The sequence below is a fragment of the Cryomorphaceae bacterium genome (assembly GCA_017798125.1).
Classification (GTDB): Bacteria; Bacteroidota; Bacteroidia; order Flavobacteriales; family ECT2AJA-044; genus ECT2AJA-044.
Genome location: CP059070.1, coordinates 1,658,511 through 1,671,392 on the forward strand (window position 1 = coordinate 1,658,511; position 12,882 = coordinate 1,671,392).

14 protein-coding genes are annotated in these 12,882 nt (G+C 49.7%); 3 read left to right on the forward strand and 11 right to left on the reverse strand.

Annotated features, from left to right (window positions below; translation table 11 throughout):
- The first annotated feature begins 50 nt into the window (after positions 1-50).
- Positions 51-743 (forward strand): SDR family oxidoreductase, encoded by a 693-nt coding sequence (locus tag HZ996_07095; GenBank protein ID QTN38914.1) that lies wholly within the window; start codon positions 51-53, stop codon positions 741-743.
- Here the strand turns inward: HZ996_07095 and HZ996_07100 are convergent, their stop codons facing one another.
- The 3 genes from HZ996_07100 to HZ996_07110 form a co-directional block, all read right to left on the reverse strand.
- On the reverse strand, positions 744-2,015 hold the full coding sequence (locus tag HZ996_07100) for a DASH family cryptochrome (GenBank protein ID QTN38915.1): 1,272 nt from the start codon (positions 2,013-2,015) through the stop codon (positions 744-746).
- Position 2,016: 1 nt separating this feature from the next.
- Positions 2,017-2,178: a DUF2256 domain-containing protein gene (locus HZ996_07105; protein QTN38916.1), complete on the reverse strand. Its 162-nt coding sequence runs from the start codon at positions 2,176-2,178 to the stop codon at positions 2,017-2,019.
- 98 nt (positions 2,179-2,276) lie between these two features.
- The gene (locus tag HZ996_07110; protein ID QTN38917.1) at positions 2,277-3,308 is read right to left on the reverse strand and encodes an SRPBCC family protein; all 1,032 of its coding nucleotides are present in this window, start codon (positions 3,306-3,308) and stop codon (positions 2,277-2,279) included.
- Positions 3,309-3,383: 75 nt separating this feature from the next.
- Here HZ996_07110 and HZ996_07115 point away from each other — a divergent pair, with 75 nt between their 5' ends.
- Positions 3,384-5,402, forward strand: coding sequence for a dihydrofolate reductase (locus tag HZ996_07115; GenBank protein ID QTN38918.1), 2,019 nt, complete (start codon positions 3,384-3,386; stop codon positions 5,400-5,402).
- A gap of 69 nt (positions 5,403-5,471) precedes the next feature.
- Here HZ996_07115 and HZ996_07120 read toward each other — a convergent pair whose 3' ends face one another.
- From HZ996_07120 to HZ996_07155, 8 genes are all read right to left on the reverse strand, one after another.
- Positions 5,472-6,008, reverse strand: a complete 537-nt coding sequence (locus tag HZ996_07120; protein ID QTN38919.1) for a putative metal-dependent hydrolase — start codon at positions 6,006-6,008, stop codon at positions 5,472-5,474.
- A 95-nt stretch (positions 6,009-6,103) separates the two neighbouring features.
- Complete coding sequence (locus HZ996_07125) at positions 6,104-6,694, reverse strand: SRPBCC family protein (GenBank protein QTN38920.1); 591 nt, start codon at positions 6,692-6,694, stop codon at positions 6,104-6,106.
- A 70-nt stretch (positions 6,695-6,764) separates the two neighbouring features.
- On the reverse strand, positions 6,765-7,607 hold the full coding sequence (locus tag HZ996_07130) for a helix-turn-helix transcriptional regulator (GenBank protein ID QTN38921.1): 843 nt from the start codon (positions 7,605-7,607) through the stop codon (positions 6,765-6,767).
- Positions 7,608-7,661: 54 nt separating this feature from the next.
- Positions 7,662-8,276, reverse strand: a complete 615-nt coding sequence (locus HZ996_07135) for a MarC family protein (protein QTN38922.1) — start codon at positions 8,274-8,276, stop codon at positions 7,662-7,664.
- A gap of 13 nt (positions 8,277-8,289) precedes the next feature.
- On the reverse strand, positions 8,290-8,772 hold the full coding sequence (locus HZ996_07140; protein QTN40018.1) for a DUF3124 domain-containing protein: 483 nt from the start codon (positions 8,770-8,772) through the stop codon (positions 8,290-8,292).
- Positions 8,773-8,827: 55 nt separating this feature from the next.
- The gene (locus HZ996_07145; protein QTN38923.1) at positions 8,828-9,274 is read right to left on the reverse strand and encodes a DUF2452 domain-containing protein; all 447 of its coding nucleotides are present in this window, start codon (positions 9,272-9,274) and stop codon (positions 8,828-8,830) included.
- Positions 9,271-10,740 carry a deoxyribodipyrimidine photo-lyase gene (locus HZ996_07150; GenBank protein QTN38924.1) on the reverse strand — a complete coding sequence of 490 codons (1,470 nt, stop codon included), beginning with the start codon at positions 10,738-10,740 and terminating at the stop codon, positions 9,271-9,273. Before HZ996_07150 ends, HZ996_07145 begins: the two co-directional genes overlap by 4 nt.
- Entirely contained in the window at positions 10,737-12,299 is a 1,563-nt protein-coding gene (locus tag HZ996_07155; GenBank protein ID QTN38925.1) for a cryptochrome/photolyase family protein, read from the reverse strand. Before HZ996_07155 ends, HZ996_07150 begins: the two co-directional genes overlap by 4 nt.
- On the opposite strand from HZ996_07155, the gene HZ996_07160 reads away from it, so the two are divergent.
- Complete coding sequence (locus HZ996_07160) at positions 12,298-12,882, forward strand: DUF429 domain-containing protein (protein ID QTN38926.1); 585 nt, start codon at positions 12,298-12,300, stop codon at positions 12,880-12,882. The two genes, HZ996_07155 and HZ996_07160, sit on opposite strands and share 2 nt — an antisense overlap.

Below are 12,882 nucleotides of genomic sequence, written 5' to 3' on the forward strand. Positions count from 1 at the left end.
TTGTAAACCTTTGCTTTCTGAGTTCGTTGACCTTCGAAAATAAGAAACGCATGGAACTACAAGGCAAAATTGGTGTGGTCACTGGAGTAAGCAAGGGAATTGGCTTGGAATTGGTAAAGCAATTGCTGGACAAAGGAGCTGTGGTTGTTGGCTGGGGCAGGACTGAGCCGCAAATGGAGCACGATCATTTTCATTTTGTTTCGTGCGATGTCGGAAACGAAGCTTCTATTCAAAATGCTGCCCAAGAGACTTTTGAACGTGTAGGTCGTGACATTTCTTTTCTTGTGAATAATGCGGGATACGGCGTTTATGGAAACCTTGACGAGCAGTCTTGGAGTGATTGGGAAGGGATGTTTCGCGTAAACGTTCTAGGCCTATTCGAAGTGACGCGAAACCTGCTTCCGGGCATGAAAGCGCTAGGGCAGGGGCATATCGTTAATATTAGCTCAATAGCGGGTTTGAATGGGGTTAAAGGCTTCAGTGGATACGTGGGAACAAAGCACGCCGTTCGGGGAATTAGCCACAGTTGGTATCAAGAGCTTCGAGATTTTGGGATTAAAGTGAGTACGGTATACCCAGGAAGTGTGAATACGAGCTTCTTCGACGATATCGACATGATCGAGGCCAACGAAAACATGATGCGCCCTCAAGATGTTGCCAAGAGCGTGGTTGAATTGCTTCAGACGCACCACAACTACTTCCCGGTAGATTTGGAAATAAGACCGTTGAAGCCCAGAGGGTAATTAATCCTCGAGCCAATGGGCCTGGTATGCTCCAACTGGATCGTACATCGACGCTTGCTTCGGTATGTTGAAGTACCGCTGTCCCCTTGGATCAGCTCCATTGCCGGCTAGGTAGGTCCAGTTACCATAATTGCTGGCGACATCGTAATCAATTAATAGGCTTTCAAACCATTCCGCCCCGAGGGTCCAGTCGACGCGCAGGTCGTTGATGAGGTAGCTCGCTACGTTTTGTCGGCCTCGATTACTCATGAATCCTGTGGCCGCCAATTCCTTCATGTTTGCATCCACGAATGGAACCCCTGTTTCTCCAGCGGTCCACGCTCGAAATTCAGACAGACCCCATGGGTTTTTAATCCTGCCTCGAATGGGATATTTGAAGAATCCAGCTCCGAGTTTCATGCTTTTGAAGCGAAAGAAATCTCGCCAAAGCAATTCAAAGATCATCCAATACGTGCTTTCATTCTTTTCGACTTGCTCTTCGTACCGAAGGATTTCAGAGTACACGCGACGCGGCGAAAGGCTTCCATTGGCGAGCCACGGAGAAAATTTACTGGAATAGTCGGGCCCGAGAAGTCCATTTCGCGTCTCCTTGTATCTCCTGAGCTCATTGGCGTCCCAGAAATAATGCTGAAGACGTGTAAGGGCTTCACTTTCTCCACCTTTGAATGTAAGGACTCCTCGAGCGTCCGGTTCCTGGGCCTCGAGTCCAAGATCATCTAGGGTAGGGATTGGACCAATGGCCAAAGTATCGGGAAAGAAAAGTTGACGCGGCCTCGGGAATTCGCTTCGAATGGTCCAGTGGGCCTCTTGCCGTTTCCTCCATGAGGTAAACCCATTGGGAAGTCTCTCAATTCCCTTATTCACATCTTCTGGATGAACGAGGGTCTTACCCCAATAGGATTCCATGGGAATACCCAAGGCGCGAACGGCTTCTTCTTCCTCCTGTTCTTCAAATGTATTCTCGGATTCAAAATAGATGACATCGAGCGGGCTTTGTTCATGTATTTGAGCAATGACTTCTGCAGGGTCCTGCTGTCGTACGATCAAATCACCACCCAGTGTCTGAAGATTATAGCGCAATTGAATAGCACTTTCAATGGCAAATTGCGCGCGGAAAGCGCCGGTCTTTGGGAGTCCTGACGTCGTTTCTCCAAACTGAGCAGGTTTAAAGCAGTACAGTCCGATGTGTTCGCGGTGGTCCATGGAGGCTTTGTAAAGGCCTTCGTGATCGTGTATCCTAAGGTCATTTCTGAACCAGATTAGAGCGCGCATGTCATTGAAATTTAGCCTTGTATTCGGCGTTATTCTTATTCCTTCGGCATCGCTCACTGCAGTACTTGACCGATTCCCAATCATCGGCCCATTTTTTCCTCCAAGAGAAGGGCTTACCACAGACTAGGCAGTCTTTTTGGGGTAGGTGCTTTTTGCGATGCATAGAGGCTTAACCCTCAATCCTAAGCAAGGGTTCAGAAAAAGAAAAATCCCGCCGTGAAGGCGGGATTTCTGCGCTATGAAACTTTTTTCGGTTTAGGCTTAGCTTTCAATATTGTCACCTTCCGCTGCAATTGGCCAGAAGATGTTTGTAATCCATTTTGACGTGTCGGGTTCCATGGCTGGATCCGTGATGTACTGCTCCACAGGGCCTCCAACGAGTTCCCATCCCATATCTTCGATATGGTCGTCAGCAGCCAAATAAATACCCATCATGTCTTCATATGCCCCCATGTGCACTCCTTTCATGTATCGGCCTCCAATCAAGGTGCCTTCCATCACAGGAGGACTAGCGGCTTTGTCGGTCTCTACAGACACCATGGTCCGGAATGTGCAAATGCCGTTTTCCTCGTCCCAAAGGGTGTACTCACACATGGGATAATCCATATTGGCAGCATCTTCACCTAGCCAGCCGATTATAGCGCCAAAGCCTTCGCCCATTTTTGCAGAGATGTCAGTCATAGGCACTTCATCCATAGAGACGTAGTACACCATGATTTCGTCGAATTCTACTTCTTCAAAACCATAGTCTGCTGCCGCCGCTTCACCAGCAGCGCTGGCCACTGAGTCAATATTCGCCAAGCCTCCTTCAAACTGAGGTCCTAAAGCACCGTCCATAATCATTCCAACCCAGCGTTGGAAGAACGGAAATTCCATGTCCGCGGTCCAAACGACCTTGGTACCCTCTTCCATAGGGGTCAAGGACCAGGATCCGTCTACGCCGCCCATTCCTTCGAATTCGATACGCGTGCGCATGGCTCTTGGCTCTTCTGTTTCGACAATGGTCAGCTTGCCAACTCCGAGGTTGGGGTCTTCACTGTTCCAACTGTACCAAGCGTCAACCCCGCTACTGGGGTCACTGTATTCATACTCCGCGTTGGGATCGATTTCGTACCAAACAGACCAATTCTGCCAGTTTTGCACGTCACTAATTTGAGCATAAATGGCCTCTGGACTGTCGTCCATCACCAGCTCGCGACTCACTTGCACATTCTTAGGCAAGGCCGCGTTCAAAATGACAAATACTCCAAATAACACAAGGAGTACGATGAGAATAATTCTTAAAGCTTTCATGTGGTTGAGGTTTTGAATAGCGCGAAACCAAGTTACGAATTTGTACTTTAGGCGCCTCAAAATGAATTCACTACCATGAAAAAGCTATTCTATCTCGCCCTTACGGGCGGATTATTCTTAACCGCCTGTAATTCTGCACCTCAAGGAGAAGAAAGCGGGGAAGTAACCTCTGAAGAGTTCCAATGGCAAACCGAGCAGTTTGCAGACCTGAAAATCATTCGATACCAAGTACCTGGATTTGATCGCTTGACGGCAAAGCAAAGAACCATGGTTTATTACTTGACTCAAGCGGGTTTAGCAGGTAGAGATATGATTTGGGATCAGAACTACCGTTACAACTTGGACATTCGCCATGCCTTGGAGCACATCGTAGAAAACTTCGAAGGAGATCGCGAGAGCGATGATTGGGCTAACTTCATGGTTTATACCAAGCGCGTTTGGTTTTCGAATGGAATCCATCACCATTACAGCATGAGTAAGATCATGCCCGAGTTTTCACAGGAGTACTTCCAAAGCTTGATGAGTGAAACCGGATACAGCCTCGATGCTCAGATCGTTGTCGCCATGTTTGATCCTTCGGTGGATAACAAAAAAGTGAATCTAGATCCAACAAAAGGATTGGTAGCTGGATCTGCTACAAACTTTTACGATGCGGATGTCACCGAAGAAGAAGTGGATGCGTTTTATGCAGGCATGAAGGCTAACGCAGAGAATCAAGATGTTTCCTTCGGATTGAACTCAAAGGTGGTACGCAATGAAGACGGACAGCTCGAAGAGCGCGTCTGGCATGTTGGTGGTATGTATGGAGCAGCCATTGAACAGGTGGTATACTGGCTGGAGAAAGCGGCAGGTGTTGCGGAGAATGAGGCTCAGGCAAATGCACTACGCCTGTTGGTGGATTATTACCGCACGGGAGATTTAGAGACCTGGGATGAGTACAACGTGGCCTGGGTCAGTGCCACAGAAGGAGATATTGACTACATCCAAGGGTTTGTCGAGGTCTACAACGATCCGAAAGGGTACAAGGGAAGCTATGAGAGTATCGTGGAGATTAAGGACTTTGACGCTTCTGAGCGGATGAGTGTACTTGCGGAAAATGCTCAGTACTTCGAGGACAATTCCAGCATCATGGATGAGCACAAAAAAGAGAACGTGGTCGGCGTGAGCTATAAAGTGGTCAATGTAGCCGGTGAGAGCGGGGATGCTTCTCCGAGTACGCCGATTGGAGTGAACCTGCCGAACGCGAACTGGATTCGTGCCCAGCACGGGTCAAAATCGGTGAGCCTTGGAAACATTGTAGCCGCTTATGAAGCTGCGTCTGGAGAAGGTTTCTTGGAAGAATTTGTCCACGACGATGCCGTTCGCGATCGCATGAAGGAACACGGGAAATTGGCCTCGAAGATGCACACAGCTTTGCATGAAGTTATTGGACACGCGTCTGGACAATTGAACGAAGGCGTTGGCACGCCAAAGGAGACGCTGAAGAATTACGCGAGTACTTTGGAAGAAGCGAGAGCTGATTTGGTGTCCTTGTACTACATCACTGATCCTAAATTGGTGGAATTGGGTCTTGTTCCTAGCACTGATGTGGGAATGGCCGAGTTCGACAGCTATATGATGAACGGATTGATGACCCAATTGCGTCGCCTTGAGCCGGGTGAGGTACTGGAAGAAGCGCACATGCGCAATCGCCAGATCAATGCCCTCTGGGCCTACGAAAAAGGAAAGGCGGACAATGTGGTCAGCTTTGACGTCATTGACGGAAAGACCTACGTGGTGGTGAACGATTACGATAAGCTTCGCGAGCTATTTGGTGAGTTGTTGCGTGAGATTCAACGCATCAAATCGGAAGGTGACTATGAAGCAGGTAAAGCATTGGTCGAGAACTACGGTGTTCAAATCGATAATGAACTTCACGCTGAAGTATTGGAACGCGCAGAGGCGTTGAACGTAGCTCCTTACGGAGGATTCATCAACCCTGAGATTCGTCCTGTAATGGAGGGAGATAGCGTTGTAGATGCTGAGGTCTACTATCCAGCAGACTTTACCGAGCAGATGATGTATTATGCTAGGGAGTACAGCTTCCTGAAATAATCGAACAGCTTATTAGAACAAGGCCCACTTTCGACAGAAAGCGGGCTTTTTTTGTGCTGGAAGCGTGGTTTAGACGGGAAAGGCCCCCTGAAAGCGAAGGGCTTGATCGATATGGCCCAAGTGATGTTTGCCGTGCCAGACGTACTGGGCCAAGACGTCTAGTAGGTCGTATTCATCGTTGTATTCCGGATGAAGATAAGTTCGATTCCAATCCGCTTCGGTCATGGATTCAAGAAGTTGATGCCAGCGGTGGTGGACGCCCGTTAGGATTTGAAGAGAAGGCGTGAGGTCAGGATTAACGGCGTCCGCCAATTGAGCCCAGAGGTGCTCTTGGTAAGGGCGAATGTGGGGACGGTCTTCGGTCAGGGCCAAACGAAACCGAGTATAGGCGTTGAGGTGGCTGTCCGCGCAGTGGTGCACCACCTGGAGAATGGACCAACCGTCAGGGCGGTAGGGGAGCCGGAGGGCATCGGGCCGTAGGCCCTGAATCTTCTCCTCCATCAACTGAGGGAAGGCACCGATGAAGTCCACGTATTCCTGGCGATCTTTATAAGAGACTCGGGGGAAAGCGGAAAGGAGGCCAATGGGGTAGCGAAGGTCGGACATGTGCGTCGGTTTTGATGCAGAAGGTATTCAATCTGCGCAGAATGAAAAAGGCGCAGCCAATGCCGCGCCTTTACTACCTAACTGATCTGAATCGCTCAAGCCGCGACGGGCGCTTTCTTGGCCAGATCGGCTACGCGCTTCTTCTTTGCGGGAGATTGCTCGCCTGTTTCGGCGTAGATTTTCGCGTCCTCCAGAACGGTTTCTAAGGTCTTGATCATCTTCTTCTCCATCATTCCATTCATCAAAGAACCCATGAGTCCTTTGGAACGAAACTTGGCTTTCATAACCAAGATGGCTCGGTTTTCAGAGACCGGAACCACCGTCCAGTTGTTCTCGGCGAAGGTGACGAAACCGGGCAGGCCGTCCGTGACCTCGTAGGCCAGATTCATGCGGTCCTCGTCGTAGGCGGTTAAGCGCTCGCTGATTTTGTTGAATCCTTTGACATTTACGTCGCAGAAGCGCTCGCTGCAAACGGCTCCTTCAAATTCGGGGTTTCCCGTTCCTACGGCGTGATCTACATTAGAAGACCACTTGTAGACATCTACAAATCCAGGTCCAACCATTTCCCAAAGCTCGTCTGCAGAGACTTCGATGACTATTTCTCTTTCTACATCAAATCCATGTTGTGCCATGACTATTCCATTTAGGGTGAATAAAACGACTAGTGTTGCTAGGAACTTCTTCATCGTGCATTGATTTAAGTTACAAGACAAAGATCCGGGGAATAGGGGGTCGGGCTTTTCCGAAAAGGTCCGCTTACTTTCTGTTTTGGTTTAAGCGGTAAGCTGACGGGGAAAGGTCGTACTTGTTGTGGAAGTTGGCGCTGAAGGTGGTCACGTCTTGGAAGCCGGAATCGTAAGCGATACTTGAGATGGGCTCAGTGGTGCAGAGGATGCGGTTGGCGGCATGTTCCAGCCGGCGGTTCTTGATGTAACGGGCCGGGGATTCGCCGAATTCCTTTTTGAATTCCCGTTTGAAGGTGGACAGGCTCATGTTGCAGATAAAGGCCAGTTGGTCCATGCTCAGGGAATTGAAGAGATTGCGCTCGATGGTCTGCACAAACTCCATATTGACCGGGGCGAAGATTTCGGAGAGCAGCTGCCGAATATTCTCGTAATTCTCGCTTTTCAGCAGAATCATCATGAGCTCCTTGAGTTTGAGAATACCGAGTTCCTCGTCGAGTAAACTGGGCTCTTCGAAGTAGATGGACAGGTTGGTCACGTACTGCTCAATGAGCCGGTTGTCCACGAACTGAGGCGGGCTCTGGTTCCCATCGGCTTTCAAGAAACTGGGCACTTCATTTTTGTAGATGGTCTTCAGTAGATCCGGATACAGGTATATGGCGATCGCTTCGCATTCTTCTCCTCCTTTGGCGGGTACGTAGCGCTGCACGTAGTTGTTGCAGTTTTTTACCACGGCTTCGTTTTCCCCTATTCGGTGGACGCCACGAGAATCGTAGCTCAGCATGTTTCCTTCCACCATGTAGAAAAAACAGGCGAAGTCTTGAATGGACCCTTGCATGTCCATAGGGGTGCTGAAGCGCGCCTTCTGAAAAAGCGGTCTTCCCTGAAATTCGATGATTTGGCTACTGATGATCATGCCCCAAAACTAGGTGAACCCAAGTTCGGGGACTTTCTGAAAAAGTCCAAGTTATTATCCGTGTTGGAAGAAGTCGCGGATACCACTCAGGATACTCTGCATGGCATAGGAGGCCAGAATAAGCCCCATGATCTTGGAAATAATAGTGATGCCGTAGATACCAATGACCTTCTGGAGTCGACTAGCCGCTAATAGAACAATCATGGTTAAAAGGACTATGACCAAGACCAATACGGTAGTGAGGGCTTGTTCATTCAAGGAATAGAGGTGGTTGTCCGTAAGGAGTACTGCGGCCATGATGGCTCCTGGTGAAGCAATGGAAGGAATGGCGACCGGGAAAACCGTCACGTGCTTGTAGTCTTGAATCAGTTCAACTTCGCTCGCTGGCTTTCCTTGACCAAAGACCATAGTGAGAGCGAATAGAAATAGAATCAAACCGCCGCTGATCTGAAAGGCGTCCAGGGAAATGTGCATCCATTCCAAGATGATTTGACCGACAACAATGAAAAAGAGGAAAATGCCAAAGGCGACTAGGGGCCCAATAATAGCCACTTTCCGCGTGTGCTGTCCGTTGAGCTGTTTGGTGGCTTCAAGATATACGGGTATGGAACCGATCGGATCGATGACCGCGAAGAGAATAACAATCTGGGCAAGGATATGCGACCACATGGGCGAATAGATCTTATTCGATGCGCACGCCTCGAGAGGTAAAGGAGATTCCCTGCTGCCCAGAGGTGGAGATCATCACCGTCTCCATCAAAGGCTCAGGAGACCCTGCTTCGTGTTTCCATTCGATTAAGAAGTTACTGCCCGGGCCACCTGATTCATCGCTCTCATTGATCACGATTTCGACGGTTTCCATCGGCAATAAGTAAACGGGCTTGGTGAGGTGTTCTTGAACCAAGTTTCCATGAGTGTCGTAGTAGTTGGCACTGGTTAAGAACAGCGTGTCTTTAACGCTGGTATTTCGGATACTCGCGGTAACGGTCAAAGCGTGCAGGCGTTTTTCCGTTTGACTGTAGATTCCCGAATACACAGGAACATAAGTGACGCCTCGGTCCAGAGAATCCAAGCGAACGACGTTGGTTTCGCGTTCCTTCCAATTGATCACCGGCTTTTCATCATTGCCTTTGGGTGACGAAGGGCTCATACAACTCACGAGCATCAATATCGGGAGTGCAGCGAGAAAACGAGAAACAGTTCGGTTCATGGTATAGGATTTAATGCGTATCGGGCTCTGGCAGAATATCCCATGTATGGTCCGCCATTAACCTTACCGAAGCTACGAATTCTGGATAGGATTTCGAACGCCCCCATTCCCGGGGTCCAATGAGAGACAATACACTTTCGTTGTCCTCCTTGCGGTACAAGTGGTAAACGTGATTGATTTCCGGGGAGAAATTCATTTCTGCAGCATAGATCATTTCGGAAATTTCCTTTCGGTCCTCGATGGCCTTGGCCTGCTTTGCGAGCAATTCAATTTGATCTTTAATTTGGCCCAATTGCTGGTCCGTCTGCTCATACATGGCACTCAAGGCCTTCACACGAACCTTCTTTTTATCGACCTTCTCAATCTTGGCGCTGCCCACATGGTGCTCGTACTCCAAGGTACTCGGCTTTTCGGCCACCTTGTCCTTGTCAATCGGATTCTTGAATTCTTCGCTCATTTCAATATCTCTTGTGTCCGCCTCCGTATACTTCTGTTTGGCGCTGTGTGCCTTGCTAAGATACGGCGACTTTCGCTCTTCACTTGAGGCCATTTCTGCGCCTCCCAAATCCATTTTCTGGCCCTACGGGCCGATGCTGCCACATCCACAACAGGTCGCGGATAGTCAATGCCCAAACGCAATTCGTACAGCTCTTGTTCCATTTCCGTCATTTTCCAAGGCTCATGAATAAATTCGATCGGCAAGTCAGTCAATTCCGGGATCCATCGTTTGATAAACAAGCCTTTTGGATCGTGATCTTCACCTTGCTTGATTGGATTGTACATGCGCACCGTATTGATCCCCGTAACGCCTGCCTGCATTTGAATTTGTGGAAAGTGAATGCCCGGTTCAAAATCCAAAAAGACGTTACCCAAATGCTGAGCTCCGGCTTGCCAGGGCTGCCATAGGTGATGGGTTAAGAAGCTCACCAACATGGCCCGCATTCGGAAGTTGAGAAAACCCGTTTCATTCAAACAGCGCATACAGGCATCGACCATAGGGACTCCTGTTTGCCCAGCCGTCCAGGCTTCTACTAGCTCTTGATCGACGGGCTTTTCCAACGCCGCGAACCCCCGGTTGATGTCCTCGAACTCCATACGGCACTCACTTTCAAACTTTTGAATGAAATGACAGTGCCAGTGAATTCGGCTGATGAAGGCTTGAAGGTTTCGCTTATTCCCCCGCTCCAAAGCACCCCGAGCTGCTTGATACACCTGGCGGATACTTATGGTGCCCCACGCCAAATGAGGACTCAATCGAGATCCGCTCGATCGAGCTTCGCTCGGTTTGGAGATATGACGTTGATAATTAATGCTGCGCTCCTCGAGAAAAGACTTGAGACAGGCGTGTGCTGCAGCTTCTCCCGGTTCCTGATAGGCCTCTGAATAATCGCTCCAAGCTTTCCGTAAGTCTTCCGGCAATTCGAACGACTCCACATCCATATCCGAGACCCAGCTTCCTTTGGACCAATCTGGGTTTTTCTTGGGCTGTAGCATAAGCGAGCGCCACTCCGCATCCCAATTTTGTCGGTTCTTCCGACCTCGCCGAACGCCCTGCTGTCGGTACTCATGCCACTGCACGCCATTTGCCCGAGCCCAGAGTCCAACAGATTGGTCTCGATCAAAGGTGAGTCTTAAGCCGACTTCGAGATGCGAGTATATAGTCTTGGGTTGAAGTTTCTCGAAGACGTCAAGGGCCTCTCCATAACAAAGAACGGCTTTGCCGCCGTGCCCATGAACACGCCGCTGAAACTCCAGCCAGCTGTGGTACATGAATTGCCAATGACGCGTACTCATTTCGGAATGCGCCATCAGAGAAGGTTCAACAATCCAGACGATAAGCGTAGGTTCTCCAGAAGCTACAGCCGCGAATAGAGGTTCGTGGTCACGAGTTCGGAAGTCCCGTTTGATCCAAACAAGATTCACAGTTCCTCTATGTTTTCGAGGACCCACTCTGCGCGTTGCATGATTTTGGCTCGCTGCTCCGGGTCCATTCGGTCTAGATTCCGGTAGGCCATCCCGATGCGCGGATTCTTGCCGAACTCCTCGCGATGTCGTTCATAGAAATGCCAGTACAGACTGTTGAAAGGGCACGCTTTATCACCGGTCTTTTCCTTGAATTGATAGTGGCATCCCGAGCAGTAGTTGCTCATCTTGTTGATATAATTTGCGCTAGAGTTATAGGGCTTGGTTCCCACAATTCCGCCGTCTGCAAATTGACTCATCCCCCGGGTGTTTGTGATCTCGACCCACTCGAAGGCATCGATGTAAATGCCCAAATACCAACGGTCCAATTCATCGGGATTTATACCGGCCAAAAGCGCGAAGTTTCCGGTGACCATCAAACGCTGAATATGGTGGGCGTAAGCGTGGTCTAAACTCTGCTTCACCGAGTGGCGGACGCAGTTCATCTTGGTTTCTCCCGTCCAAAAATAGGAGGGAAGGGGACGATCGGCCCGTAGGGCATTCTTCTCGGCATAATCCGGCATATGCGCCCAATAAACGCCGCGCATATATTCACGCCACCCAATGATTTGCCGCACAAAGCCCTCAATTTGGTTCAGCTCAATGTCGTCGCGCTTTCGGTATTCGGCGATGCACCGATTCACCACATCGAGGGGATGGAGCATCTTCGTGTTCAGCGCAAAGCTCAATCGACTGTGATACCCACTCCAGTCATCGGTGTGCATGGCATCCTGATAGGTCCCAAATTGCTGGAGCAGATGCTCTGCGAAGTAGTCCAGCACTTCTTGCGCCTCACGGCGCGATGTCGGCCAAGGCAACCGTTCCTCATCCAGGTTGCCAATGGTCTCTACTCCCTCTCGATCCAGCATTTCCACAATATCACGGACGTCATGGGCGAATTCCAAGGGCTCTGGAAACACGACGTTCTTGGGGAATTTTTTGCGGTTGGCCCCGTCGTAGTTCCACTTTCCGCCTTCAGGTTCTCCTGCCACCATCAAGAGATCGTATTTCTTTCGCATGGAGCGGTAGAAGCTCTCCATCAAATAGGTCTTTTTCCCTTTGAAGAATTCAGCGAGTTCCGTGCGTTTGGTCAAAAAGTGCTCGGTATCAACACCTTCTGTTGGAATGCCCAAGTCCATTCGTTGAAGGAGTTGGTCCAGACGATATTCGTCGGGCCACTGATATTCAAATCGTTCGATCCCGTATTCTGCGATGAGTCTCTGAAGGTTTCCTTCAAATCCGCTATTGTCGGGTGCGTCCAAAGCGATATAGGTCACCTGATGCCCCGCAGATTCAAGGGCTTTGGCAAAGCGGCGCATGGAGGCAAAAAGCGCACAAACTTTTTGAATATGATGAGGTGCATAGTCCGTTTCGGACCGCACTTCCATCAGGACATAGTGGACATTTGGAGTCTTCTCTTTGTACCATGAATGGGCGGCATTGAGCTGATCTCCGAGAATAAGGCGCAGGGTTTTCACATTTGGAGAACAACCTAGAGTCCTCAGCGGTTTACAACTCATGCGAATTTGGGGAATTGATTACGGATCCAAGATGGCCGGGACTACCGCCATAGCCTCTACAGAGGGCGAAGGCGTACGCATTTACTCCTCCGTAAAGGGTCAAGATGCGGATAAAATGATCTTGGATATTGCCCTCGGGGAAAGGCCTGAAATCATATTTCTAGACGCTCCCCTGAGTCTGCCTGGTGCTTATTTTGGTGATGGAGACGACTATTTCTACCGCCCGGTGGACCGAGAAGTCGGGGCCATGTCGCCCATGTTTCTCGGTGGATTAACGGCAAGAGCCATGCGCCTGAAGAAGCAGTTGGAAGAGCAGTTGGGTAAAGTGATCATTCTGGAATCATATCCCAAGCTCAGAGCAAGAGAACTGGAGTTGAACGAGGAGGTTTACAAAAAGGACTTCAGTGGCCTTCCTGCTTTTTTGACTCGGTTGAAAGAAGAACACCCTCATTGGGAACTGCAGGGAGAACTCAAAAACTGGCATGAGTTCGATGCGCTTTTGGCCTTGAGTTCCGCAGAGCGGTACCAGAAAGGCGCACACCGCACCTTTGGTCCCGAAGACCGGGCTCGAATCTACATTTAG

Coding starts and splice junctions, on each gene's coding strand:
- HZ996_07095 (QTN38914.1), top strand. CDS start 51: ATGGAACTACAAGGCAAAATTGGTGTGGTCACTGGAGTAAGCAAGGGA.
- HZ996_07100 (QTN38915.1), bottom strand. CDS start 2,015: ATGCGCGCTCTAATCTGGTTCAGAAATGACCTTAGGATACACGATCAC.
- HZ996_07105 (QTN38916.1), bottom strand. CDS start 2,178: ATGCATCGCAAAAAGCACCTACCCCAAAAAGACTGCCTAGTCTGTGGT.
- HZ996_07110 (QTN38917.1), bottom strand. CDS start 3,308: ATGAAAGCTTTAAGAATTATTCTCATCGTACTCCTTGTGTTATTTGGA.
- HZ996_07115 (QTN38918.1), top strand. CDS start 3,384: ATGAAAAAGCTATTCTATCTCGCCCTTACGGGCGGATTATTCTTAACC.
- HZ996_07120 (QTN38919.1), bottom strand. CDS start 6,008: ATGTCCGACCTTCGCTACCCCATTGGCCTCCTTTCCGCTTTCCCCCGA.
- HZ996_07125 (QTN38920.1), bottom strand. CDS start 6,694: ATGAAGAAGTTCCTAGCAACACTAGTCGTTTTATTCACCCTAAATGGA.
- HZ996_07130 (QTN38921.1), bottom strand. CDS start 7,607: ATGATCATCAGTAGCCAAATCATCGAATTTCAGGGAAGACCGCTTTTT.
- HZ996_07135 (QTN38922.1), bottom strand. CDS start 8,276: ATGTGGTCGCATATCCTTGCCCAGATTGTTATTCTCTTCGCGGTCATC.
- HZ996_07140 (QTN40018.1), bottom strand. CDS start 8,772: ATGCTCGTGAGTTGTATGAGCCCTTCGTCACCCAAAGGCAATGATGAA.
- HZ996_07145 (QTN38923.1), bottom strand. CDS start 9,274: ATGAGCGAAGAATTCAAGAATCCGATTGACAAGGACAAGGTGGCCGAA.
- HZ996_07160 (QTN38926.1), top strand. CDS start 12,298: ATGCGAATTTGGGGAATTGATTACGGATCCAAGATGGCCGGGACTACC.
- HZ996_07155 (QTN38925.1), bottom strand. CDS start 12,299: ATGAGTTGTAAACCGCTGAGGACTCTAGGTTGTTCTCCAAATGTGAAA.